At 43.0% G+C, this 24497-nt stretch carries 22 protein-coding genes; 21 read left to right on the top strand and 1 reads right to left on the bottom strand.

The features are described from left to right. The first annotated feature begins 5 nt into the window (after positions 1-5). From CEF17_RS13970 to CEF17_RS13875, 20 genes are all read left to right on the top strand, one after another. On the top strand, positions 6-983 hold the full coding sequence (locus CEF17_RS13970; protein WP_100400067.1) for an electron transfer flavoprotein subunit alpha/FixB family protein: 978 nt from the start codon (positions 6-8) through the stop codon (positions 981-983). 14 nt (positions 984-997) lie between these two features. Continuing rightward, entirely contained in the window at positions 998-1843 is an 846-nt protein-coding gene (locus tag CEF17_RS13965; RefSeq protein ID WP_100400066.1) for a 3-hydroxyacyl-CoA dehydrogenase family protein, read from the top strand. 13 nt (positions 1844-1856) lie between these two features. After that, entirely contained in the window at positions 1857-3008 is a 1152-nt protein-coding gene (locus CEF17_RS13960; protein WP_100400065.1) for an acyl-CoA dehydrogenase family protein, read from the top strand. 46 nt (positions 3009-3054) lie between these two features. After that, positions 3055-4239: a thiolase family protein gene (locus CEF17_RS13955; protein ID WP_100400064.1), complete on the top strand. Its 1185-nt coding sequence runs from the start codon at positions 3055-3057 to the stop codon at positions 4237-4239. Between the two features lie 121 nt (positions 4240-4360). Beyond that, on the top strand, positions 4361-6364 hold the full coding sequence (locus CEF17_RS13950) for a TRAP transporter permease (RefSeq protein ID WP_100400063.1): 2004 nt from the start codon (positions 4361-4363) through the stop codon (positions 6362-6364). Then, positions 6330-7085 (top strand): glucose 1-dehydrogenase, encoded by a 756-nt coding sequence (locus CEF17_RS13945; RefSeq protein ID WP_100400062.1) that lies wholly within the window; start codon positions 6330-6332, stop codon positions 7083-7085. Before CEF17_RS13950 ends, CEF17_RS13945 begins: the two co-directional genes overlap by 35 nt. Before the next feature lie 30 nt (positions 7086-7115). Further along, positions 7116-8570 (top strand): MFS transporter, encoded by a 1455-nt coding sequence (locus tag CEF17_RS13940; protein WP_100400061.1) that lies wholly within the window; start codon positions 7116-7118, stop codon positions 8568-8570. A 28-nt stretch (positions 8571-8598) separates the two neighbouring features. Further along, positions 8599-10212 (top strand): long-chain-fatty-acid--CoA ligase, encoded by a 1614-nt coding sequence (locus CEF17_RS13935; protein ID WP_100400060.1) that lies wholly within the window; start codon positions 8599-8601, stop codon positions 10210-10212. Positions 10213-10280: 68 nt separating this feature from the next. Next, positions 10281-11288, top strand: coding sequence for a TAXI family TRAP transporter solute-binding subunit (locus CEF17_RS13930; protein ID WP_100400059.1), 1008 nt, complete (start codon positions 10281-10283; stop codon positions 11286-11288). Positions 11289-11496: 208 nt separating this feature from the next. Beyond that, complete coding sequence (locus tag CEF17_RS13925; RefSeq protein ID WP_100400058.1) at positions 11497-13596, top strand: (Fe-S)-binding protein; 2100 nt, start codon at positions 11497-11499, stop codon at positions 13594-13596. A gap of 250 nt (positions 13597-13846) precedes the next feature. After that, complete coding sequence (locus CEF17_RS20640) at positions 13847-14068, top strand: hypothetical protein (protein WP_100400057.1); 222 nt, start codon at positions 13847-13849, stop codon at positions 14066-14068. A 440-nt stretch (positions 14069-14508) separates the two neighbouring features. After that, positions 14509-14904: an acyl-CoA thioesterase gene (locus CEF17_RS13915; RefSeq protein WP_100400920.1), complete on the top strand. Its 396-nt coding sequence runs from the start codon at positions 14509-14511 to the stop codon at positions 14902-14904. A 220-nt stretch (positions 14905-15124) separates the two neighbouring features. Beyond that, positions 15125-16699: a BCCT family transporter gene (locus tag CEF17_RS13910; protein ID WP_100400056.1), complete on the top strand. Its 1575-nt coding sequence runs from the start codon at positions 15125-15127 to the stop codon at positions 16697-16699. Between the two features lie 437 nt (positions 16700-17136). Beyond that, positions 17137-18429, top strand: coding sequence for a hydroxylamine reductase (hcp, locus tag CEF17_RS13905; protein WP_100400055.1), 1293 nt, complete (start codon positions 17137-17139; stop codon positions 18427-18429). A 144-nt stretch (positions 18430-18573) separates the two neighbouring features. Then, positions 18574-19221, top strand: a complete 648-nt coding sequence (locus CEF17_RS13900; protein WP_100400054.1) for a TetR/AcrR family transcriptional regulator — start codon at positions 18574-18576, stop codon at positions 19219-19221. 30 nt (positions 19222-19251) lie between these two features. Continuing rightward, positions 19252-20091 (top strand): GvpL/GvpF family gas vesicle protein, encoded by an 840-nt coding sequence (locus CEF17_RS13895; protein ID WP_100400053.1) that lies wholly within the window; start codon positions 19252-19254, stop codon positions 20089-20091. 2 nt (positions 20092-20093) lie between these two features. Then, on the top strand, positions 20094-20318 hold the full coding sequence (locus tag CEF17_RS13890) for a gas vesicle protein (protein ID WP_100400052.1): 225 nt from the start codon (positions 20094-20096) through the stop codon (positions 20316-20318). A gap of 36 nt (positions 20319-20354) precedes the next feature. Continuing rightward, a complete protein-coding gene (locus tag CEF17_RS13885; RefSeq protein WP_385940509.1) occupies positions 20355-20639 on the top strand; it encodes a gas vesicle protein K in 285 nt (94 codons plus the stop codon). A 39-nt stretch (positions 20640-20678) separates the two neighbouring features. After that, the gene (gene gvpJ / locus CEF17_RS13880; RefSeq protein ID WP_100400051.1) at positions 20679-21017 is read left to right on the top strand and encodes a gas vesicle protein; all 339 of its coding nucleotides are present in this window, start codon (positions 20679-20681) and stop codon (positions 21015-21017) included. Continuing rightward, the gene (locus CEF17_RS13875) at positions 21014-21238 is read left to right on the top strand and encodes a hypothetical protein (RefSeq protein ID WP_100400050.1); all 225 of its coding nucleotides are present in this window, start codon (positions 21014-21016) and stop codon (positions 21236-21238) included. The genes gvpJ and CEF17_RS13875 overlap by 4 nt, the downstream gene beginning before the upstream one ends. Before the next feature lie 133 nt (positions 21239-21371). On the opposite strand, the gene CEF17_RS13870 is transcribed toward CEF17_RS13875, so the two are convergent. After that, positions 21372-22904 carry a BCCT family transporter gene (locus CEF17_RS13870; protein ID WP_100400049.1) on the bottom strand — a complete coding sequence of 511 codons (1533 nt, stop codon included), beginning with the start codon at positions 22902-22904 and terminating at the stop codon, positions 21372-21374. A 520-nt stretch (positions 22905-23424) separates the two neighbouring features. On the opposite strand from CEF17_RS13870, the gene CEF17_RS13865 reads away from it, so the two are divergent. After that, positions 23425-24495, top strand: a complete 1071-nt coding sequence (locus CEF17_RS13865; protein ID WP_100400048.1) for an amidohydrolase family protein — start codon at positions 23425-23427, stop codon at positions 24493-24495. Positions 24496-24497 lie beyond the last annotated feature (2 nt).

Here is a 24497-nt window from a genome sequence, read left to right as displayed (position 1 = left end):
TTACTATGAAAAAAATACTAGTATTGGGTGAGATCCGTGATAGAGAGCTTCGTAATGTTTCCCTTGAGGCAGTCGCAGCAGCACGTAAGGCCGTGAACGATGGCGAGGTCGTTGGTATTCTTTTTGGGAACAAGGCGAGCGAGTTTGCCAGTGAAATGATCAAGCACGGAGTGGATCGTATGATTGTTTCCGAGCAGGAGGAACTTGAACAATATACCACAGATGCTTACAAACAAGCATGTCTTCAATTACTTGAAGACGAAAAGCCAGATGGAATGCTATTATGCCATACTTCCTCAGGAAAAGACCTGGCTCCTCGAATAGCCGCCGCCTTAAAAACAGGTCTGGTGTCCGATGTGACTGATATTGAAGGTGAAGGGGAGGATCTCGTCTTTACCCGTCCTATCTATTCAGGAAAAGCGTTTGAACAGAAGAGTATGAAAAGCGATTTGATGCTGGCAACCATTCGTCCTAACAACATTCCCGCTTTGAAAAAAGACGAGTCCAGAGAGGGAGATGTCTCTTCTGTTACTTTCGACATTAAAGATTTGCGGACAGTTATCAAAGATGTTGTAAAGAAAACAAGCGGCGGTATTGATCTATCGGAAGCGAAGGTGATTGTTGCGGGCGGCAGGGGAGTAAAGAGTGAAGAGGGATTTAAGCCTTTAGAAGAGCTTGCTGAGGTATTAGGCGGTGCGGTAGGTGCTTCAAGAGGAGCATGCGATGCTGAATACTGCGATTATTCTTTACAAATCGGCCAGACAGGCAAGGTTGTAACACCTGATTTATATATCGCAGCAGGGTTATCGGGCGCAATACAGCATCTGGCAGGGATGTCCAGCTCTAAAATTATTGTAGCAATTAACAAGGATCCGGAAGCCCCTATATTTGAAGTAGCTGATTATGGAATCGTAGGCGATTTATTTGAAGTGATTCCGCTGCTCACAGAGCAATTCAAGAAGGCATTAATGGCACAAGCTTAATTGGAGGTAGGCTAATGAAACGAATTGGAGTGGTGGGAGCAGGGACAATGGGAAGAGGAATATGCTATGAAGCTGCTCTCGCCGGCTTTCATACAGTTCTTCATGATGTACACTCATCTTCCCTGGAAAACGCTCGAACCTATATTGAAGAGCTTTTCGAGAAAAATATAAAGAAAAACTATATATCTGCTAACCAGGCTGCTGAAGCCCTTGAGAGGATTTCTTATACCACTTCACTAGATGAAGCCGGCTTTGAGGCAGACATAGTCATAGAAGCTGTCCTTGAAATTATGGAGCTTAAAACAGAAATTTTTCAGCAGCTTGATGAGATTACACCCAGCCATACAATATTAGCAACCAACACTTCAACCATGAGCCCTACAGAGATTGGAGCACAAACCAGGCGTCCTGATCGCTGCGTAGCCATGCATTTTTTTAACCCGGTGCATAGAATGAAGCTCATTGAAGTGGTCCGCGGGCTGGAAACGTCGCAGGAGACAGTAGACAAGGTATTTGAAGCAGGGAGACGTATGAAGAAAGAATGCGTTACTATAAACGAGTTTCCTGGCTTTGCTGTCAGCAGGATGAACTGCTTAATTGGAAATGAAGCAATGAATATGGTCATGGAGGGGGTGGCCACTCCAGAAGATATAGATAAATCTATGAAACTAGGATTAAACCACCCTATGGGCCCATTAGAGCTGGCAGATTTAGTCGGATTAGATACACGCCTGCGCAATATGGAGTATTTATACAAAACACTGGGAGAGAAATACCGCCCTTGCCCCCTATTAGTAAAATATGTTAAAGCAGGAAGGCTTGGAAGAAAGACGGGAAGAGGGTTTTATCAATATTCCTGAGGAGTGGTCACACATGAACTTTCAGCTGGATGAAGATCTTGTATTGCTTAAGAAAAACATTAGAGATTTTGTTGCAAATGAAGTTGATCCTTTATCTATGCAAATAGAAGAGGATGACCAAATTCCGGATATAATCGTGGAAAAGTCTAAAGACATAGGATTGTTTGGACTAAGTATTCCAGAAGAATACGGCGGATTAGGAATCGGAATGATAGGTAAGTGCGCTTTATATGAAGAGATCGGGAAAACTCACAACGGCTATACTACGTTAATCGGTGCCCACTCAGGGATTGGATCGGTTGGAATCGTAGAGATGGGAACTGAAGAACAAAAACAGAAATATTTGCCTGACATGGCATCCGGGGAAAAAATCGGCGCTTTTGCACTAACGGAGCCTTCTGCCGGCTCCCACGCTACCAACTTAAAAACTACGGCAGTCAAAAAGGGAGATAAATATATTTTAAATGGCACAAAGCATTATATTACAAATGCCCCCATTGCAGATGTTTTCACTGTCATGGCTGTCACGGATGCATCCAAAGGACCTAAAGGAATCACATCCTTTATTGTAGAAAAAAACTTCCCTGGTTTTAAGGTTGGCGCAATTGAGAAGAAGATGGGACTAAAAGGCTCTCAGTCTGCTGAAATATTTTTTGAAGACTGCGAGGTGCCGGAGGAAAACGTTCTTGGAGAAGAAGGACAGGGGTATGTAAACGCATTAAAGATTCTAGCTAATGGACGGGCCGGTCTGGCGGCACGCAACCTTGGTTCTTGTCAAAAGCTGTTGGATATGTGCATGGAATTTTCTGAAGAAAGAGAACAGTTTAAGGTCCCTATCATTGAGCACCAGGCAGTGGCTCATATGATAGCGGAAATGGCAATGGATATCGAGGCACTACGGTCGTTTACGTATCGCATTGCCTGGATGGTAGAAGAAGGACAAAAAGTAATTAAAGAAGCTGCCATGCTCAAGCTTTTTGGCTCCGAAGTATATCACAGGGTGGCAGATAAAGCTGTTCAGGTGCATGGGGGCATTGGATATATTCAAGAATATCCAATTGAAAGATTCTACAGAGATGCCAGGATAACAAGAATCTATGAAGGAACCTCTGAAATTCAAAAAAATATTATTTCAGGTCAATTGAGAAAGGAATATCAGCGGTAAATCGGAAAAAGGATGAAAAACTGACAAAGGAAGAGGAGGGGTACGAATGAGAGAAGAAGAAATTGTAATAGTCAGTGCAGTGAGGACGGCAATCGGCAGGTACGGAGGTACCCTAAAAGATACTAATTCTGGCTATTTAGCTTCTGCGGTGATTCAAGAAGCGATTAGCCGAGCGGAGCTCTCTCCTGAACAAGTGGATGAAGTCATTTTGGGAGAAGTTAGGCAAACAACTAAATCATCCAACGTAGCAAGAGTAGCGGCTTTAAGAGCCGGTCTTCCTGCAGAAACACCTGGATATACAATTAATAGATTGTGTGCCTCCTCATTGCAGGCAGTGGCTTCCGGGGCACAGCAAATTTTGACAGGGCAGGGAGATATTATTGTTGCCGGGGGAACTGAAAATATGAGCGATGCTCCTCATTACTTAAGAGATGCCCGATTTGGCGGGACCCCCAAACTAGTTGATTCCAATACAGAAAATGGCCAACAGCCAATGGAAATATACGGTGAAGAACTAGGGATGGGAAAAACCGCTGAAAATGTAGCAGAAAGATACAACATTTTACGAGAAGATCAGGATGCTTTTGCTTTGCAAAGTCAGGAAAGAGCTAAAAATGCTCAAGAAGCAGGTATTTTTGAGGAAGAAATTGTACCGGTCAGTGTCCGTGAAAAAAAAGAAACAAAGCTGTTCACTATAGATGAACATCCACGGCCTTCTACAACGATTGACAAATTGAAAAACCTAAAGCCTGCTTTTAAAAAAGATGGCACTGTCACTGCCGGTAATGCTTGTGGAAGGAATGACGGCGCAGCAGCACTTCTGCTAATGAGCCGTTCTAAAGCACAAGAGCTTGGTATAAAGCCGATGGCTAAAATAACCGGCTGGAGTGTGGCCGGAGTAGATCCTGAGGTAATGGGCGTCGGACCGATTCCAGCGGTACAAAAACTTCTGAAACAGACCGGGGAAAGTCTGAATAACATTGGAAGGATTGAACTTAATGAAGCATTTGCCTCTCAAGCATTAGCCGTCATTCGAGAGCTGTCTCTCCCGGCTGAAAAGGTTAATGTAAATGGTGGAGCAATTGCCCTTGGTCATCCGTTAGGAGCGACAGGAGCGAGAATTCTGACTACCTTGCTATATGAATTAAAGCGGAGTGAAGAGAAAAAAGGAATAGCTACTTTATGTGTTGGCGGCGGCCAGGGCATGGCAATGATGGTTGAGACAATTTGACCACATTTATGACAGCGTTTTCAAAGGGTTAACACTATTTTAGCTGAATGAAGAAGGGTATTCAGGCTGCCAGTCTCGTGGAGGGGATTTCATTAGTCCCCAATCAAAGGGGGGATTTTTCATGAAGACTAATGAAACTGACAAGATTGATCTAAGAGTTGATGAGGAGGAACGAAGTAACCTGGAGGAGGTACTTGACCAGGAAAACGGCTGGTCACGTGCCTATCGTACCTGGCGGCTTTTCCTTTCTGCTATTTGTATAGGACTGGCTTTTTACATTCTGTATTCTGCTGCTTTTGGCGGTATGCCAGCGTGGCAGCATAGAGCGGTATTTACTTCCCTTGCCCTTTTCCTCTGTTTCAGTTTTGTTCCTTATAAAAAGGGACGAAATAGATTACATCCTGTGTTTGACCTCGTTCCATTATTATTGTCTGCAGCATTGGTCGCATTTACGTTCCTTGCTTACCCGGAGGTGTCAATGCGCGGAGGGAACGTCTTACCAATGGACATCGCTGCAGGAACTCTAATGATGGCTTTAATTATCGAAGGTGTTAGAAGAACTGTAGGAATTGCTATGGCCTCGCTCACTTTGTTTTTCATTATCTATGTGTTTGCAGGTCCTTATTTTCCCGGTCTGGCTGGTCATCCGGGGTACAGCTTTAACCGACTAATTGACACGATGTTTATTTCTACAAACGGAATTTTTTCAGACCCTATTTACATTGCTTCCACTGTCTTAATTTTGTTCCTGCTTTTTGCATCCATTTTATTGCGGACGGGAGCTGGGCAATTCTTTATTGATTTTGCTTTCTCTCTCACCGGAAGATTACGTGGTGGCCCTGCTCTTGCTTCAGTTCTTTCAAGTGGAATGATGGGGACAATTACAGGAAACGGGGTAGCAAACGCCACCATGACGGGACCTTTTACGATCCCTCTTATGCGGAAAGTAGGATATTCAAGAAACTTCTCAGGCGGTGTTGAGGCAGTAGCCTCCCAGGGAGGGCAGATTATGCCGCCAATAATGGGAGCAGCTGCTTTTATTATGGCAGAGTACACAGGAATTCCTTTTATACAAATTGCGGCTTATGCTCTGATTCCTGCTCTCCTGTACTTCTTCATGGCGAGCTTAATGATTTATTTACAAGCACGAAAGCAGGGGCTTGAAGGCTTGCCGAAGACACAGCTTCCAAACTTTTGGGAAGTCATCTTTAAAAGAGGATATTTAATGCTCCCTCTTATCCTCATTGTGGTCATGATGATCCAAGGTTACAGTCCTATGAGGGCAGGAATGTGGGCAATCGTGTCCTTGTGTTTAATAAGCTTACTCAGAAAAGAAACACGGTTATCATTTGTCAAATTTCTTGGTGCCATTGAACAAGGTATAAAAAACTCCATTTCAACGATTATGGCCTGTGCAGGAGCTGGTATTATCACCGGTGCGGTCATTATGACAGGGTTAGGAACAAGGTTCTCCCGACTCGCAGTTGATCTATCAGGAGGAGAACTGCTGCCACTGCTTCTGTTAATCATGGTGGCGTCTATTATTCTAGGTATGGGGATGCCCACCGTTTCTGCCTATGTTATTTTGGCAACAGTAGCTGTCGGTGGTTTAACACAAGTTGGTGTACCGGTAATTGCAGCTCACCTGTTTGTATTCTATTTTGGAATATTCTCAGGAATTACTCCTCCTGTGGCAATCACGTCCTATATTACGGCGGGGATTGCAAGGGGAGAGCCGATGCGGACATCCTTTCAGTCAATGAGAATAGGGATTGCAGGATTTCTGCTTCCTTATATGTTTATTTATAACCCTACCCTTCTTTTGGAAGGAAGCACACCTACTATTATTTTAGGAGTAGGAACGGCAACGATAGGACTTGTTTCCTTTGCGTGTTTCATACAGGGTTATGCGGTTTCAGCAACTAACCTTTTGCAAAGAATCACATTCCTGGCAGCAGCCCTCCTGCTTGTAGCCTTTGAACCGGTCACAGATGGGCTTGGTATACTTCTCTTTCTTGGAGTCTTTATGTACCAATGGATAAAAAATAAAATGAGCTTCGCTCGAAGTTCACAAGAAGGGAGCAGAAGAAATGGAAGATCTGAAAGGGAAAGTAGCACTGGTTAGTGGTGGTGCAAGGGGCCTTGGATTCGAAATTGCTCTTACTCTGGCGGAAGCAGGCTGTACGGTTTGCGTATGCTCCAGACGTATTGAGGTTGAAGGCCGTGCTGTGCAAGTCTTAAAAGAAACAGGTCAGGAAGTATATGCCGAACCCTGTGACGTCACCCAAAAGGACCAGATTGAACATTTCATTCAGAATATTTTAAATAAATACGAGCGGATAGATATCTTAGTGAACAACAGCGGAGCAACATGGGGGGCCTCTGTTGAAGATATGCCGGAGGAGGCATGGGATAAAGTAATGAACGTAAATGTAAAAGGACCTTTTCTTCTTTCCCAGCGAGTAGGAAAGGTGATGAAAGAACAAGGCTACGGAAAAATCATTAACGTTGCCTCCGTAGCTGGATTAAAAGCAGAGCCTCCTGAAGTACTGGATGCCATAGGGTACAGTACGAGCAAAGCAGCTGTCATTCACTTTACCAAGGACCTTGCAAGAAAGTGGGCTTCTCATAATATTTACGTTAATGCCATTGCACCCGGATTCTTTAAGAGTGACATGACAAAAGGAATTCTTGAAGAAAAAGAAGAGCAAATAAAAAAAGGCATACCACTGCAACGCATTGGTGAGCCGCCTTTATTACGCGGACCCATTTTATTTTTAGCATCTTCAGCGAGTGATTTCGTAACAGGCCATACTCTCCCAGTCGATGGGGGTGCTCATCTATAAAATAGGCAGTAAAGAAAAGAGGATATTGTTTTGCCAAGTCTCAAAGAACGAGAGATAAATCGAGAGAAGCTTTTATCATTTACGCTATTTATCAATGTTCTCATCATGGTAATGAATACATCTATGTTTACCATAGCAGTACCTGAAATTCAATCAGATTTTCAACTCACAGCTTCATTGGCAGCCTGGATGGTTACCAGCTATTCTGTTTGTTTCGCGGTAGGCACACTCTTATATGGCCGCCTTACTGCTTTTTTTTCCATCCCTTCCTTACTCACTATTGGTCTTGGGCTATTAGGCATTGGCTCTGTAGCAGGAATGCTTGGAGACAGCTATCCAGTCCTTGTGGCAGCACGCGTCATTCAGGCAGGAGGAACTTCGGCTATTTCAGCGCTTGGCATTGTAGTCGTTTCCCGTTATTTTCCAATAGGGGAAAGAAACAAGGCAATCGCTATGATAGCCTCTGCCTCTGCCTTGGGATTTGGCCTGGGGCCTTTATTAGGCGGGGTGATTAGTGATTATCTGGGCTGGCGATATTTGTTTACTGTAAGCTTACTTGGAGTTTTAACGATCCCTATTTATCGGCGCTATATTCCCTCTCGTGTAGAGAGGAATGGAAGCTTTGATATTACAGGCTTTCTATTATTCAGTATCTCTATTATTTCACTTTTGTTGGTTGTTTCTTCTGGCGTGCTTTGGTATTTGCTCGGGGCGTTATGCTTTCCTCTTTTCTTATTTCACATTAAAAGAAAACAGGATCCCTTTCTACCACTGTCAATGCTTCAGGATCGTATTTATCAAAAGGCCCTGTTTTTAGCTTTTACCATTTTCTTTATTCACTTTTCTATTTTATTTGTGACCCCTTTGTTACTCGTTCACATACATGGTAAAAGTATAGCCGCTGTAGGCTGGATCGTATTTCTAGGCGCGCTGGCCTCTACTATTGTTATGAAGTTTTTGGGTGAACACGTGGAGAGAATCGGCTTGCCTAGGATTATTGGCTTAAGCGCAGTGTGTATGCTGGCTGGGACGTTCCTCTTTTCAGGCTTTGGAGATCGTTACCCTTTACTTGTCACCTTCTTCTTTTTTGTTTCAAGCACAGGGTTTTCCTGCATCACCATGGGAATGTCCAATTTCATGACAAGATACTTGCACCCAGAACAGATGACATCGGGGTACGGAACGATACAGTTAATTCAGTTTTCTGGAGGAGCTTTTGGTGTGGCACTGACCGGGAAGATTCTGGAAATACCTTTTGCTTCTGATGCTTTGTGGAACGCCTTCTGGCAAGACGGCAGCCAGGCATACAGTAACGCTTATTCCCTGCTCTTCATTGCCGCAATTGTCGCGTTTGCTGTGTTTCTTCCTTTTTATATGCAAACTCATCAAATGAAATTAAATCATAAAAATACAGATTCATTCTCTAAAGAAAATCATGCCTATATGAACAAAAATAAGGTCTCTCGTTCACAGGCTCAGGATTGATTGATCACTTATAAAGAGGAGGGAAAGAATGATTGATCGGCCATGGTATAAACATTATCCGCCAGGGGTTGAAAAAGAGGTTTCTATCCCAACGGCGTCTTTGTCTTCTTTATTAAAAAAAGCTTTTAAAAAAAGGCCCACAAACACGGCTGTTATTGATGGGCCAGTGCGGTGGAGTTATCAGAAGTTGTACGAAAAAGTTCTTTCATTCTCTCATTCCCTGTTTGTAAAAGGGTTTAAGCCGGGTGACCGGGCTTTGATAAAACTTTTTAATAGTAAAGAGTACATCGTCGCTTATTTTGCTGTAATAAGACTTGGAGGGACTGTTGTACAAGCGAATCCTCTTTATACGAGTGAGGAGTTAAGAGAGTTAATTAATGATTCAAAGGCCAGCTGGGCAATCAGCCATGCCGAACATGCTGACAAAATTCAGCGAGCGGATCGCAGGAATAAGCTTGGAGTAGTCCTTGTCTCTGCCGCTCAATCCAGCGGTGATACAGAGTCTTTCGAAGCCATGATCGAAAATGGAAACCCTGCTCTGGCTCCTGAGCATGATATCAACCCTTACGAAGATGTAGCTGTGCTGCAATATACGGGAGGCACGACCGGCAAAAGCAAAGGAGTTATGCTCACCCATCAGAACATTTTCTCCAATGTCTATCAAAACTATCATTTTACTGTGAAAGATATTAGTGAAGAGGGAGAGAAACTGCTTGGTGTATCACCTTTTTACCACGTCTATGGAATGAGTGCTGTCATGCTCCTGGCTGTATTCAGAGGTTCCACCATAATCTGTATTTCCCGCTTTGACCCAAAGAAGTTCCTTGAAATTATTCGAAAAGAAAGACCTACCTTGTTTTCCGGTGTTCCGACTGTTTATGCGGCTCTTTTAAAACAGCCTGAGGCTACAGAAGAAACGATGAAATCTCTGAAATTATGCATGGCTGGTTCTGCCCCTCTTCCGTTGGAAGTAATTAGAGCTTTTGAAGAAAAAACTGGAGCCGTCATTTTAGAAGGATACGGGCTGTCAGAAACCTCTCCGACTACTCATCGGAACCCTGCACAGGGAGTCAGAAAAGCAGGAAGTATCGGCATCCCGGTTCCTAACACGGATTGTAAGATTGTCGATCAGTTTACTGGCGAAAAAGAAATGCCAGTTGGGGAAGTGGGTGAATTAGTCATAAAAGGTCCTCAGGTAATGAAAGGATACTGGCAAAGAGAAGAAGATACAAAGAGGACACTGGTGAACGGCTGGCTGTATACAGGGGACTTGGCCCGAATGGATAAAGACGGCTATTTTTATATCGTAGGACGAAAAAAAGAGTTAATTATTGCCAGTGGGTACAATGTTTATCCTAGAGAAATAGAAAATGTGCTTTATGAACATCCTTCTATTCAAGAAGCAGCGGTGTACGGGATACCAGATGAATACAGGGGGGAAACCGTGCAGGCAGCGGTTGTATTGAAAGATCAAGGTTTCATAGATAAAGAGGAGCTTAGAATGTGGTTAAAAGAAAGACTCGCAGTGTACAAGGTGCCAACAAAGATAGACATTTTACCCTCACTGCCGAAAACAAGCGTAGGAAAAATATTAAAACGAACACTCCAAAATCAAGCGAAAGAAAACCAGCTTTTAAAGTAAGGCTGCGAGACCAGGTTTTCAAGCACTTACAGGGAGCACCCTGAATAACAAAAGAAAGAGGGATAAGTATGAAACGTTATGGATTAATTGCAGGGGCAGCGGGCATGTTGATGATCACTGGATGCGGAGGGGAAAGCGCAGGAGGTAATTCTGAGAGTGATTTGATGCATTCACATATTTCAGGGCCTACAGCTTCTGGCTGGTATCCTCTTTCCACTTTGATGACTGATATATGGATGGATGATATAGAAGGGGCAAATATAACTGTTGTGGAGGGAGGAGCGATAGGAAATATTCGTGATGTGAACCAGGGAACAGAAATGCTGACAGGGATGGCCTTTGCTTCTGATTTTGCCGATGCTATTGAAGGGCGAGGATCGTTTGAAGGAGACCCTCAAGAAAATATAAAAGGACTAGCTGTGCTGTATCCTACGTTATGGAATTTTGCTGTATTGGATTCCAGTCCTTATGAAACAATTGAAGAAGCTCTGGAAAACGGAGCAGACATCATTCCGGGAGAAGCTAATGATGCCAGTTCTCAAACAGCTGAACGTGTGTTTGAGGCAATGGGTTATACGACTGAAGATATTGAAGCAAACGGCGGAAGTGTAACATATAACGGCTACGGAGATGCCAACAACCAAATGAGAGATGGCGGGATTGATATGGTCGTACAAGGAGGGTCACCCTATGTAACAGGATTAAGTGAGCTGGACACGACCAACCCTGTCCGTCCTCTCCCAATACCCGAAGATGCCTTGCAAGAGCTGGATGAAGCAGGATACGGATATAATGTTGAAATGTCAATTCCCGCTGGCTCTTATTCTAATTTAGAAGAGGATGTACCAACTGTTTCAACCATGGCTATGGTAGTCGTAAATGAAGATATGGATGAAGAGACTGTTTACGAGCTCACAAAATCCCTTTGGGAGAACCTTGAACGTTTTCAGGACGAACAGCCAAACAGAGGGGATTATTTTGATCCAGAGCTAGGTTATCACGGCCTGGTAGACCCGGATGAAAACATGCATCCTGGAGCAAAACGATACTACGAAGAGATTGGAGTTGTAGAGTAAGGAAAACACTCCTGACTGTACAAGGATAAATGGGTTGGAGGAGGAGGGGAATTGTTTTTCCCCTCCGATTTTCAGAAAAACACGGATGTTTGTGACCGGCATTTAGGTGAAACAGCCTGCTGGCGGGGTGTTTTCGTTAATAGAAATTTTCCCTTCATTATAGAAACCAACTTGGAATGGATAATAGCAGAAAGTGAGGGAGCAAGGAATGACGACGATTAATTTAATTGGCTTTCTTTTAGTAACTCTATATGCTCTGTATTTATTTTACACTCTAGTAAAAACACGTTACGAATATATTAAACTTGGAAAGAAGGCTGAGTTTGAACATACGGCAAAAGAGCGTTGGAACGCCATTATTGAAAACGTTTTCGGGCAGAAGAAACTGCTCAAGGACAAGAAAAGCGGCATCATTCATGTCATGTTCTTTTACGGCTTTTTGCTTGTTCAGTTTAGTGCCATTGATGTGATTTGGAAAGGGCTGAATCCGGGGTCCCACCTCCCGTTGGGTCCGGTGTACCCTGTTTTCACTTTGTTTCAGGAAGCTGTCGTTGTCATGATTTTGGTGGCGGTCGTCTGGGCCTTTCACCGCCGCTATATTGAAAAGCTTGTCCGCCTGAAACGAAATTGGAAAGCAGGACTGGTCCTGATTTTTATCGGCGGCCTGATGGTGTCAAAGCTGGTCGCCAAAGGAGCGGAAATGGTGTGGCTGGGGAAATCCCTGACCGGGTTTGAGCCGATCGCTTCGGTGATTGGGGGTGCCCTTTCCCCATTATCGGCCACGGCGGCCGGAGCCATCTTCTACGTGGCCTGGTGGGTTCATCTGCTCATTTTACTGACCTTCCTGGTGTATGTGCCTCAGTCCAAGCACGCCCACTTACTCGCAGGACCGGCAAATGTCTGGTTCGGGCGCACCAATAAGGTAGGACAGCTGTCAAAGATTGATTTTGAAGACGAGTCCCAGGAAGAGTTCGGGGTCGGGCGCATTGAAAACTTTAACCAGAAACAGCTGCTTGACCTATACGCCTGTGTGGAGTGCGGGCGCTGCACGAATATGTGTCCGGCGACGGGCACCGGGAAGATCTTATCCCCGATGGACCTGCTTCTGAAAATGCGGGATCATCTCACCGAGAAAGGCGCGGCTGTCACTTCCAAGTCCCCGTGGCTTCCAGCGTACGCGTTCAGTAACACGAAAGGAAACCAGCTTGCCTCCCAGGGAGCCGAAGAAGCAGCCGCTTCCTTTGAACAGGTGAACCTGATTGGCGATGTCATCACGGAGGAAGAACTCTGGGCCTGTACAACGTGTCGAAACTGTGAGGACCAGTGCCCGGTAATGAATGAGCACGTCGATAAGATTATTGACATGCGCCGTTATCTTGTCTTAACCGAAGGTAAGATGGACTCAGAAGCCCAGCGTGCGATGACGAATATTGAACGCCAGGGGAACCCGTGGGGCATTAACCGCAAAGAGCGTGAGAACTGGCGGGAAAGCCGGGACGATGTCGACGCGCCGACGATCAAAGAAATGAAAAAACGCGGGGAAGAGTTTGAGTACCTGTTCTTTGTGGGATCCATGGGCTCCTATGACAAGAGAAGTCAAAAGATAGCCCAGTCCTTTGCGAAACTGATGAATGAAGCGGGTGTGAAGTTTGCGATTCTTGGAAACAAGGAAAAGAACTCCGGCGACACGCCAAGACGGATTGGAAACGAGTTTCTGTTTCAGGAGCTTGCGACGGCAAACATTGACACGTTCCAGAAAAATGATGTGAAAAAGATCGTCACGATTGATCCTCACGCCTACAATACGTTTAAAAATGAATATCCTGACTTCGGACTGGAAGAAGACGTGGAAGTCTATCACCATACCGAGCTTCTCGCTGAGCTGGTCCGGGAAGGCAAGCTGAAGCCGACCCATGAAATCAAGGAAACGATCACGTATCACGATTCCTGTTACCTGGGCCGCTACAATGACGTGTATGATCCTCCAAGAGAAATTTTAAAAGCCATTCCAGGGCTTACGGTCGTGGAAATGGAGCGAAACCGTGAGGACGGTATGTGCTGCGGAGCCGGCGGCGGCATGATGTGGATGGAAGAAGAAGCGGGGCAGCGGGTGAACGTCGCCCGGGCAGAGCAGGCGATGGAAGTGAGCCCGTCCATGATTGGAAGCGGGTGCCCGTACTGCCTGACGATGCTGAGTGACGGGACCAAAGCCAAGGAAGTGGAAGATGATATTTCCACCCTGGATATTGCTGAAATTCTTGAAAAAGCAGTTATAAATACAAAAGAAAGAGATATTGTCGCCACTTGATGAAAAAGTTTGCTTTTATTGTGAATGGATAGGGAAGGGTTCCTATATATAGATTCAGCCTGACACACATGCTTAAATAGAAGAATGAGAAGAGTCATGAAAGGCATGGCTCTTCTTTTTGGGGTAATTGTTGGGGACACGATCCTTTTAGGTGGGAGAAAAACCTATAATAGAATAAAATGTTTCGATTTCATCACTCCCGTTTTCCATGTGCATAGGATATAGCAAAATGTAAACGGAGAGATGAAAGATGGGACAGAGAAAATCAAAAAAGTCAAAAACAGCTGTCAAAGTTTCCCCTGCTGAAAAGCATGCCCATACTATGAAGGTGGTTACCTCTGAAACTTGCTTTTCCTGTAAAAAGCAGTGCGCAAGAGGGATTGCATACATGGAAAAAATGAGTCAACCTGGAGCAATTGGAAAAGGAGTTCCTTGTATTCTGACGAAAGGAAGGGCTCCTGGTAGAAGGTAATGATTCTAAAAAAATGGAGATCTAAACTAAAGGTCTCTGTTTTTTTTATGGTTATTTTTTTGAATCTGATAAAGGTTGATATGGATTGTTAATAAGTTATTTGATTAAAAATCATAGTAGGTATGCCAACGAGAATCGCATGTTTTTTCGAGAAAGCTGTAGCAACCTGAGAATAGAAGACACCATGAAGGCGAAACAAGTGAAACATGAAGGAATGGCGCAATTTCTGGCCTTTTAGGTGCAAGCGAGCATCTATTAATGAAAAACAACAACAAAATGTAACAAAGCCATTTTTTTAAAAGAAGCTATGTAAAGGGGGATTATTTCCTTTTAAACGGAGCATTTCATCAGAAGAAAGGAAATGTCGAAACATATATTGAATCTAATTAAAGAAGAAATTTTTTATGAAGAAGGCAACCTTTCTTAGTGGGGTGATGAAAATGTTTACGAAAGTCATTGAACCCAGGGTTTCAGAAACCGATGGAGCCGGCCATATCAATAACACCACGTTACCAGTGTGGCTGGAATCTGGCAGAGACGAGATCTTTAAGCTTTTCACTCCGGATTTATCTTTTGATAACTGGAGGTGCGTGATACTCAAAATGGAGGTGGAATATGTAAGCCAGATTTATTATGGCTATCCAGTCGAAGTGAGAACGTGGGTTTCTGACGTTGGGAATTCAAGTTTCAAACTCTATGAGGAGATTCATCAAAACAATGAGCTGTGTGCTATAGGAAAAGCAGTCTACGTCAATTTTGATTTCTCTGTGCAGCAAAGTCAGCCGATTTCAAAGGAGATTAGAATAGAGCTGGAAAAACATAAAATCACTCATTAATACGTGTACCGAAAAAACATTTGGCTGTTGGCCAAGTGTTTTTTCAGGTTTTTCTTGGAAATACGAGCGGAGGAGACATAGATATGCCAGGTATTTCAGTTTTTTTTATTTATTCTTTTGTATTCCCATTATTACCTGCGATAAATAGGTTATGAGATTGGTATTAGAGGGAATTCAATAAGGAATAAAGATAGCAAGCAATTTAGTAAGGGGGAGCAGTATGGCTGACAAACCGGATAAGTGGAAGTTTTTAAACCGGACCTTTTGGATCTCATTTTCTATCATTTTCATTTTTGCGATTTGGGGGGCGATAGCTCCAGAAGCACTGGCAGCCAATGCTACGGCAGCCTATGACTTTATCGCTGATACCTTTGGCTGGTTTTATTTAGCTTTTGTGTTTTGTTTAATTATTTTCAACTTGTACTTAGCTTTTAGTAAATACGGAAGAATAAGACTGGGAGGAGATGACACCAGGCCTAAGTATCCGTTTTTTACATGGATTGCCATGTTGTTCAGCTGTGGTTTTGGTGTAAGTATTGTATTTTGGGGTGTAGCAGAACCGATGACTCACTTCGGGAGCCCGCCGCCTTTTGAAGGAGGTATTGAAGCTGGAACAAATGAAGCTGCGAGAGAAGCCATGTGGAGTGCATTTTTTAACAATGGCATTCATCAATGGGCCTCGTTTACTTTCGTTGGACTGGCTATTTCTTATTTTATATACAGACAAGAAGAGCGGAGTCTGATTAGTGACACGATGAATCCTGTGATTGGTGACACTGGCAAAAAGCCGCTTCGAAGTACGATTGATATTATCGCCGTGATTGCTACGGTGATGGGAGTGGCAACAACCTTGGGATTAAGTGTCCTCCAGATAAACGGAGGTTTGTCAGCTGTATTCGATGCTCCGGCAGGAATCGCTACACAGGTCATTATCGTTTTAGTCATGTTTGTTTTCTTTTTAATCTCAACCATATCGGGCCTGGATCGAGGAATTAAATACTTAAGTAACACGAATTTAGCGTTGGCGTTAATTCTTATGGTTACCGTGCTTATCATAGGGCCAACAGGCTATATCCTCAATACCATCACCACTGGAATCGGCGATTACATGCAGAATTTCTTTCAAGCAAGCTTGCGCCTGGATCATTATACTGAAGGAACCTGGGTCCAGGACTGGCCTATCTATTACTGGGCCTGGACTATTGCCTGGTCACCATTTGTCGGCATGTTTGTTGCGCGAATCTCTCGTGGGAGAACGGTAAGAGAGTTCGTCCTTGGCGTTATGGTAGTCCCTCCATTTCTAGGTATTATATGGATTGGGATTTTTGGAGGAACGGCTATGAATATGGACCTTTTTCAGGGGACGGATATAGCAGGGGCTGTTGCTGCGGATGAAACAACTGCTTTATTTTCGATGCTTGAAAACCTCCCTCTGGGAGCCATTCTATCAGTTCTGTCAATCTGCTTATTATTTACCTTTTTAGTAACATCGGCAGACTCAGCGACCTTCGTTCTTGGCATGATGACTTCAAAAGGTGACACAAACCCAACAGTTACCGTAAAAGTAATTTGGGGAACACTTATTGCTTTCCTTGCGGTGGTTTTGATTATAAGTGCAGGCTTAGAAGGACTTCAAACGGCTTCACTGATCGGTGCCTTGCCATTTTCTATCGTATTATTCATTGTTGCTGTTTCTCTGTTTATTTCCATTCAGCAGGACTACCGGGAAACCCGACAAAGGAAGGATATAGAAAAACACCGGAAAATTGCTGAGCATCTTGAAGAAGAAGAGTAAACTTAAAGGATCAGGGCTGCCATAAGTCGTTCATATCGGCTTTAAGGCAGCCCTATTTTTTCGACTCAATTTCATTCGGTTTTTCACTCTATAAATTTGACAGAGCACTATACAGTAAAAGCAGGTACCTAAGAAGGAATCAATCAAGGAGCACTGAACTTTATGAAGAAGGAAACGGTTAAACTTGCCAGGAAGAGGAGTTGAAAATTGTGGAAGAAAAAGTTGGGGAGTGTACGGCTTGTGGTTGTTCCATCTATTGTGAGAACGGCTTTTTAAACGGAGTGAACAGTGAAGAGAGGATGCTTTATTGTTTTGCTTGCTATGAAGGTTGCCAAGAGGGTCAAAGATAACCTGATAAACTATGATCTTTGTCACAGAACCTCCTGTGAAGATCCTTTATCCTTAACGCAGAGGTTAATTTAAGGAGGGGTTCATAGGTGTTTTGTTATCAATGTGAGCAAACTTTAAAAGGCGGCTGCCAGGTGATCGGGGTCTGTGGGAAAAATGAAGACATTGCAAGCATGCAGGATACAATGGTTTTTGCACTAAAAGGAATTGCAGCATATGCCACTCATGCCAGACAGCTAGGGTATAGTGATCCGGAAGTAGATGCCGTCACTCACGAAGCGTTATATATGACGTTAACGAATTCAAATTTTAACATGCAGGAACATATAGATATGGCAATGAAAGTGGGAAGGGCTGCGGTCAAGGTTATGGAGCTTCTCGATCAAGCACACACTGCAAAGCTCGGGACACCAGAGCCTGTTACGGTTTCTCAAAACAAAGTAGAAGGCAAAGCAATTATTGTCACGGGTCATAATCTATTTGCGCTGGAAGAATTGTTAAAGCAATCAGAGGGAAAAGGAATCAATGTTTACACTCATTCTGAGATGCTGCCGGCTCATGGATACCCGGCTTTGAAGAAATATCCCCATTTAAAAGGAAACATCGGAAAGGCATGGTTTGACCAGCGACGCCTTTTCAAAAAATTTAAGGGTGCTATTTTAGCGACTACAAACTGCGTAATGCCTATAAAAGGCAGCTACTCTGATCGTTTCTATTCCTACGATATTGCGGGCTTAGAGGGAGTCCATAAAATAGAAAATGACGACTTCACTCCACTAATTGAAAAGGCTCTATCATTAGAAGACGCAGATATGGAGAGCGAGGCAACATTAAAGACCGGATATCACCATGAAACAGTCATCGGGCTAGGACCAGAAATTATTGACGCAGTCAAAGAAGGGAAAATCAAAAGATTTTTCGTCATCGCAGGCTGCGACGCTCCGGGTCCTGGCGGCGACTATTATAGAGAGTTGGCCACATCCCTTCCAAACAATACCGTAATTATGACAACCTCTTGCGGGAAATTCCGTTTTAATGATGTTGAGTATGGAACCATTGAAGGAACCGATATCCCCAGGTTTATTGATTTAGGTCAGTGTAACAACTCGGTATCTACGGTAAAAATCGCTCTTGCTCTTGCAGAGGCATTTGAATGCGAAGTAAACGAGCTGCCTGTAAGTATCGTTCTTTCCTGGTTTGAGCAAAAGGCCGTGGCTATACTGCTTGGATTGTTTAGTTTAGGCATTAAAGATATTCGTATAGGACCGAAGCCTCCAGAATTTATAACGCCAGGAGTGCTTAGCTTTTTACAGGAATCTTTTGGGTTAAAGCTGATTGGCAATGCGGAAGAAGACATGAATGACATGCTTGCATTCAATTAAAAGTACAGTTCTTTTTGGAGGCCTTTAAACAGGCCTCTTTTTTTATGAGCAAAAATCAAGAGTTTATAAAAAAGCACTGGAGGGTAGAAGGGGAACAAGTCATTTACAAACATACTGTATGTATAACAAAAGGAAGGTGGTTTCATGCGCCGGACAAAGGAGGAAGCTGCGCAGACCCGAGAAGCAATTATTGATGCAGCAGAAGAGTTGTTTATTAAAAGAGGGTATGAGTCAACCTCCCTGACAGACATTGCAAATTCAGCTGGAATAACAAGAGGGGCGGTACATTGGCATTTTCAAAACAAGGAGGGATTGTTAAAAGCGATAAGAGAAAGAATCGAGCTTCCTTTAGAACAGCTTACGGAACTTTTATCAAGCAATGACCTGGTCGATCCTTTGGAGGCGCTGGCAGATACAATAGGATCTATTCTCCATAAATATCAGTCTGACATTCGGCTGAGACAGCTTACAAGACTGCTATTACAGTATGAGCTTAATAGAGAGAATAGTGAGTCGGATGAAAAATCTATGGAACACCACGCGCGTGAGGTAGTAACAGAAGTTCTTGTACGTGCCCAGCGAAAAAGTCCCTTTCCAGTACATTGGACGCCAGAGTCAGGTGCATTAGCTTTTGTAGGGCTGGTCAGCGGACTTCTTTCTGAATGGGTGAGAGGTAACACTGATTATGAGTTGGTACCTCAGGTAGAAAATGTCGTATGTTCGGTTTTGACCACGTGGGGAGCGGAGCTTTCTGGCCTTCCTGAAACTTCAAAAAAAAGTGTTAACGAATAAATAAAAAATACAAGAATAGGAGGAATACACATGCAAACGGAAGCAAATACAAAGGAACTCATTTACTTATATGCTTTTGTCCCGACAAATGAAACAAAGGAAAACTCTCTTTCTTCAATGACAGGGATTGATCCTGATTATGACATAGAATTTATAGAATTCAATGAGGTTACCGCAGTAACTTGTCTCGTAAAAGAGGAAGATTTCTCCGAGGAAGTATTGCAGCGAAAAGTGGATGATATGAAATGGCTCCAAAAGCATGCTTTTCATCATCATGAGAAGATGAATGCTTTAAACGAAATCTACACGGTCATTCCATTGAAATTTGGCACAATCTACGAAGATAAAGAAAGCTTAAAAGAGATAGTAGAGACTCATAAAGAGAATATTACGTCCGTATTTAAGGAGCTTGGCAAAAAAGAAGAATGGAACATCAAGATTTACACCGACAAATCATCCTTTACGAAAGAAGTTGAGGAAAACAGTCCGAAGGTCAAAGAGAAAATAGAGGAAATAAAAGATTTACCAAAAGGTAAACAATTTTTTGAAAAGAAGAAGCTGAAAGATTTTATAGAAAAGCAGGCAGAAAAAGAGATTGATGAATACTGTGAGAGCATTCATGAGCAGCTTGCCGCTTTCAGCAGTGATGAAGAAGTAAAGAAAAACTGGGAGAGAAAGCTTACCGGAAGGAAAGACGATATGTGCTGGAACGGCGCCTACTTATTTCCGAAAGAGGAGGTGGAGAGGGCGTTACAAATCATTGAAACAGAGCGAGAAAAGGCAGATAAAAATGAATCAGATTTCTCCTATGAAGTCACCGGGCCTTGGCCTGCATACCACTTTTCCAATTTTACAGAGAGAGGCGAATAAACATGGCAGGAGAATCTTTGCAGACAAAAGATGTTTCTCTCTTAGATGTTCTTGATGCTGTGCTTGAAAAAGGAGTGGTATTAAAGGGGGATCTCACTATTTCAATTGCAGGTGTTGATTTAGTCTATCTGGATTTAAGAGTGCTGCTGGCTTCCGTAGAAACTCTTGTGCAGGCAAGGGACAAGGAACTGAAGGAGTTCAGAGAGGAAACAATAGATTTTTCATAAATACAAAGGAGGTGTTTCGTAGTGGCAGATCAGGAATTGGTTAATGAACATAAGCCCACGGGAAAAATTGCTTTGGATCCTGAAAAAGCTGAAGAAGGTCTTTCACAGCTTGTGATGACGGTTATTGAGCTGCTTCGCCAGCTCGTTGAGCGTCAAGCCATGAGGCGTGTGGAAAGTGGAAGCCTGACAGAAGAGGAAATTGAAAAAGTGGGAGAAGCATTGATGAATCTAGAGGAAAAAATGGAAGAATTAAAAGAAATTTTTAATTTGGATGATGACGACTTAAATATAGACTTAGGTCCCCTCGGAAATTTGATGTAGCTGTTAGAATCATACCAGCAAGAAAGGAAGCGTGATCGTATGAGCGAGATTCAGCAAGCAGGAAATCACCCGACAAATTTAGTCGGCGGTCTGGTGGATGTTCTGGAAACAGTGTTGGATAAAGGAGTAGTTATAGCAGGAGACATCAAGGTTAATTTAGCAGAAGTGGAGCTTCTAACGATTAAAATACGCCTTCTTGTTGCATCTGTCGATAAAGCTAAGGAAATGGGCATCGACTGGTGGGAAAATGACCCTCACTATTCTTCCAAAGCAATTAAGATGGAAGAAGAAAACAGAGAGCTTCAAGAACGCGTGAAGCAATTAGAAGAAAATATGGAAGGAAATCCAGTTACAAGCAGGGGAGGACAGGAAAGGTGAAAAACAATAACCTGCTAAATGATATCATGCAGCTGGTGCATAGTTTAGAAGATACAGATCATTCCGTAACGAAGCGGGTGGAGGAAAGGAAAATCGGGGAAGGGAAAGATGCTTCTACTATAAAAACCGAGTACACGTTTCAAGCAAAAGCGGGACTTCCTAATGAAGAAGAGATAAAGAAAATAATAAATGATTCATCTCGTACGAAGCGGTTAAAATAAAAAGCTATCCTTTTACTATTAAAGTTCAGGAAACAAAGCAGATGGCATAGAAAAAGCCAGGATATGAGATACCCTGGCTTTTCCTTTACCTATATGCGCTTTTGAGAGAATGTTTTTTTCAATTACATATAAATCACGCAGAATCTGAATACTTTATTTTCGGCCCTTTGTTTTTATTTCTTTTCTTGGCCTGTACTTCTTTGTTAGCAGATAAATAAAAGGAATATCCCATCAGCATGATTACTATGGAGAAAGGAAAAGCTGCAATAATAAGAACGTTTTGCAGGCCGTCTGTTCCTCCAAAGTATACAATGATGGCTGCCATGGCTGATAAGCATAATCCCCAAACAATTTTCACCGATCTTGAAGGGTTTAATGAGCCGGAGGTAGATAGCATACCCAGCACAAATGTTGCAGAATCAGCTGAAGTAATGAAAAAGATGGCAATGACTACGATCGTTAGAAACGATAGAAGGGTCCCTAGCGGATAATGCTCTAGAACAGCAAAGGTGGTCGTTTCCATTGAATAATCGGAAATTGCTGTAATGCCTGATTGCTGGATGTCCAGTGCTGACACGCCGAATACAGCAAAAAAGATAAAGCAGACAAACGCAGGCACAAATAGAACACCAAGCATAAACTCTTTTATCGTACGTCCTTTTGAGATTCTTGCAATAAAAATTCCAACAAACGGAGACCAGGAGATCCACCAGGCCCAATAGAAAATCTTCCAGTTATCAATCCATGTGCGATTTTCCTCGTTTAAAGGCTCCATTTCAAAACTCATATCAAAAAAGTTGGCAATGTATCCCCCGAGTGAATGGGTGAACATGTTCATGATATACACTGTAGGACCCACAATTAATAGTAGAACCATTAGTAAAAAGCCCAGAATCATATTGATGTTACTTAAATACTTAATTCCTTTGCTTAAGCCAGACCATGCTGAAATAATAAATAATACAGTTGCTACCACTAGGATTAGCAATTGAAAGCCATAGTTACTCGGTGTGTTGATGAGATAGGCTAACCCTTCATTGATTTGCGCAGACCCAAAGCCAAGAGTTGCAGCTACCCCTACCACTGTTGCAATGATGGCCAGAGTGTCAATCAACCTCCCCAGGGTCCCCTCCATACGTTCTTTCCCAAAAATAGGAACAAGTGTCGCGCTGATTAAACCAGGATAACCTTTGTGAAACTTAAAATATGCTAACACTAAAGCTACAAGGGCATAGACGGCCCAAGCATGAACTCCCCAGTGAAAAAAAGAATACTGAAGGGATTCTTTAATAGCTTGAGATGTCCCCTCCTCACCGCTGGGGCTGCTTATGAAAGCATGAGAGATGGGTTCAGCCGTTGTCCAAAAAATCAATCCTATTCCCATTCCGGCACTAAACAACATAGCAAACCATGTGGGAAGGCTGAATTCAGGCTTGTCACTGTCCTTGCCTAGCTTTATTTTATTAAATCTTGAAAATATTAAGTAAATGCAAAAGGCTAGTATGACCATAATCAGCAGGATATAATACCATCCAAACCAGTCAGAGATAAAAGCAGTTGTCGTCAGTGTCACACTTTCCAAATGCTCAGGAGCTGCAGCTCCCCAGAGTACAAACAAGCCGCAAATAGCAAGTCCGTACCAAAAAACTAATGTTGCATGTTTCATATACTCACCTCGAAGATAGTTTTATAGTTTTGAAAATCAGAAGAGATGATAGAGGGTTTTTCAGCAACAGTTTCATATGTTACACATCTTTTAAATTGATTGCAAACCGGAATTTATTAAATATTCGACAATAAAAACACATAAAACGACATTAACACTGTTCTGAAGTACATTTGAAATTAATTCTAAGACTTTCCTACTGCCTTACATCCATTCAATACAAAAAAGGCCAAAGGAATCGGCTGAATTCTCCTTCTCTTTTCCACTTCCTTTACCCCTGATGATTGTATCTCCCAACTAAAAGAAAGCCGTCCTCACAAAGCCAGAAAGCCGCCACGAGCTTTATTCAGGAATGCTGATTATTCAAAAATTAAAAAACTGTCACTGGCCTTCACTGGCTTTCACTGAATGTCACTGAGCATTCTAAACCGCACTCACCCGCTCTCAGTGTGTTTGGAGAATCTTTCTAACCACTGGTACTATTTTACTTGCTCGCGAAAACTGTGAAGGAGGAATACCATTGTCTAAAAATAAAATTGCAATTGTAGATACTGATATTCATGAACGTATTCAATATAAAGATATACTAGATTATTTAGATGAGCCGTATAAACATTACATTGCCAACTGTCATTGGATCCAGGAAAAGCATATGCCCTATACACAGCCGGCCACAGCCGGAGTGGACAGAGCTGATGCGATTCTTCCTGACGGCAGGCCGGCCGGAACTGACCTGCCTTTTATGCAAAAGCAGCTATTAGATGATATTGGCCATGAGTTCGGTATTTTAACCGGTGCGTTAGATCCATCTCCATCATCTATGCATGGCTGGTACGAGATGGCTGCAGCTCTAGCTTCAGCTTACAATGATTGGCAAATTGAAAACTGGCTCGAAAAGGATGACCGTTTATATGGATCTGTCCATATTGCGGCCCAGGAACCTCATAATGCTGTAAAAGAGATTGAGAGAGTCGGCTCTCATCCAAAAATGGTTCAGGTACTCCTTCCAATTGATGACATTATGTGGGGAGATCCGTATTATCATCCGATATTTGAAGCGGCTGAAAAACATGACCTAATGATCGGTATGCATCACAATGAACCGCCGGTTTATTACGGCAAATGGCCAAGATACTTCATTGAGTGGCATACGTTAATCCCTACTGCTCACATGAAACAAATCACCAACATGATCTTTAACGGTGTATTTGATAAGTTTCCAAACCTTGGTCTTATCATGATCGAAGGAGGATTCACCTGGGTTCCGCACCTTATGTGGAAAATGGACCAGCAATATCGTGACTTGCGACATGAAGTGCCATGGCTGAAAAGAAAACCTAGTCAAATTATGAAAGAACAAATTCGAGTGACCACTCAGCCTGCAGAAGAGTTGAATAAGAAGGAGTTTATGTCACTTATAGAGCAGATGGGAACGGACGAAATTCTGTGCTTCTCCACTGATTATCCCCACTGGGACTTTGACTCTCCTGACCGTGCGCTTCCAAGTATGGACCCGGAACTTAAGAAAAAAATATTCGCAGACAACGCAAAGGCATTTTATCCTAAGCTGCCTAAGACGAGGGAGGGATAATT

Origin of the sequence: Bacillus sp. FJAT-44742, assembly GCF_002797315.1 — a bacterium.
GTDB lineage: Bacteria > Bacillota > Bacilli > Bacillales > Marinococcaceae > Thalassorhabdus > Thalassorhabdus alkalitolerans.
This window is presented reverse-complemented; position numbering and strand designations above follow the sequence as displayed.

What these genes read in the sequence shown, in the direction of transcription:
- CEF17_RS13960 (WP_100400065.1), top strand. Translation starts at nt 1,857, where the DNA reads ATGAACTTTCAGCTGGATGAAGATCTTGTATTGCTTAAGAAAAACATT.
- CEF17_RS13910 (WP_100400056.1), top strand. Translation starts at nt 15,125, where the DNA reads ATGGCTGACAAACCGGATAAGTGGAAGTTTTTAAACCGGACCTTTTGG.
- CEF17_RS13870 (WP_100400049.1), bottom strand. Translation starts at nt 22,904, where the DNA reads ATGAAACATGCAACATTAGTTTTTTGGTACGGACTTGCTATTTGCGGC.
- CEF17_RS13935 (WP_100400060.1), top strand. Translation starts at nt 8,599, where the DNA reads ATGATTGATCGGCCATGGTATAAACATTATCCGCCAGGGGTTGAAAAA.
- CEF17_RS13925 (WP_100400058.1), top strand. Translation starts at nt 11,497, where the DNA reads ATGACGACGATTAATTTAATTGGCTTTCTTTTAGTAACTCTATATGCT.
- CEF17_RS13900 (WP_100400054.1), top strand. Translation starts at nt 18,574, where the DNA reads ATGCGCCGGACAAAGGAGGAAGCTGCGCAGACCCGAGAAGCAATTATT.
- CEF17_RS20640 (WP_100400057.1), top strand. Translation starts at nt 13,847, where the DNA reads ATGGGACAGAGAAAATCAAAAAAGTCAAAAACAGCTGTCAAAGTTTCC.
- CEF17_RS13970 (WP_100400067.1), top strand. Translation starts at nt 6, where the DNA reads ATGAAAAAAATACTAGTATTGGGTGAGATCCGTGATAGAGAGCTTCGT.
- CEF17_RS13890 (WP_100400052.1), top strand. Translation starts at nt 20,094, where the DNA reads ATGGCAGGAGAATCTTTGCAGACAAAAGATGTTTCTCTCTTAGATGTT.
- CEF17_RS13965 (WP_100400066.1), top strand. Translation starts at nt 998, where the DNA reads ATGAAACGAATTGGAGTGGTGGGAGCAGGGACAATGGGAAGAGGAATA.
- CEF17_RS13915 (WP_100400920.1), top strand. Translation starts at nt 14,509, where the DNA reads ATGTTTACGAAAGTCATTGAACCCAGGGTTTCAGAAACCGATGGAGCC.
- CEF17_RS13930 (WP_100400059.1), top strand. Translation starts at nt 10,281, where the DNA reads ATGAAACGTTATGGATTAATTGCAGGGGCAGCGGGCATGTTGATGATC.
- gvpJ (WP_100400051.1), top strand. Translation starts at nt 20,679, where the DNA reads ATGAGCGAGATTCAGCAAGCAGGAAATCACCCGACAAATTTAGTCGGC.
- CEF17_RS13945 (WP_100400062.1), top strand. Translation starts at nt 6,330, where the DNA reads ATGGAAGATCTGAAAGGGAAAGTAGCACTGGTTAGTGGTGGTGCAAGG.
- CEF17_RS13895 (WP_100400053.1), top strand. Translation starts at nt 19,252, where the DNA reads ATGCAAACGGAAGCAAATACAAAGGAACTCATTTACTTATATGCTTTT.
- CEF17_RS13955 (WP_100400064.1), top strand. Translation starts at nt 3,055, where the DNA reads ATGAGAGAAGAAGAAATTGTAATAGTCAGTGCAGTGAGGACGGCAATC.
- CEF17_RS13950 (WP_100400063.1), top strand. Translation starts at nt 4,361, where the DNA reads ATGAAGACTAATGAAACTGACAAGATTGATCTAAGAGTTGATGAGGAG.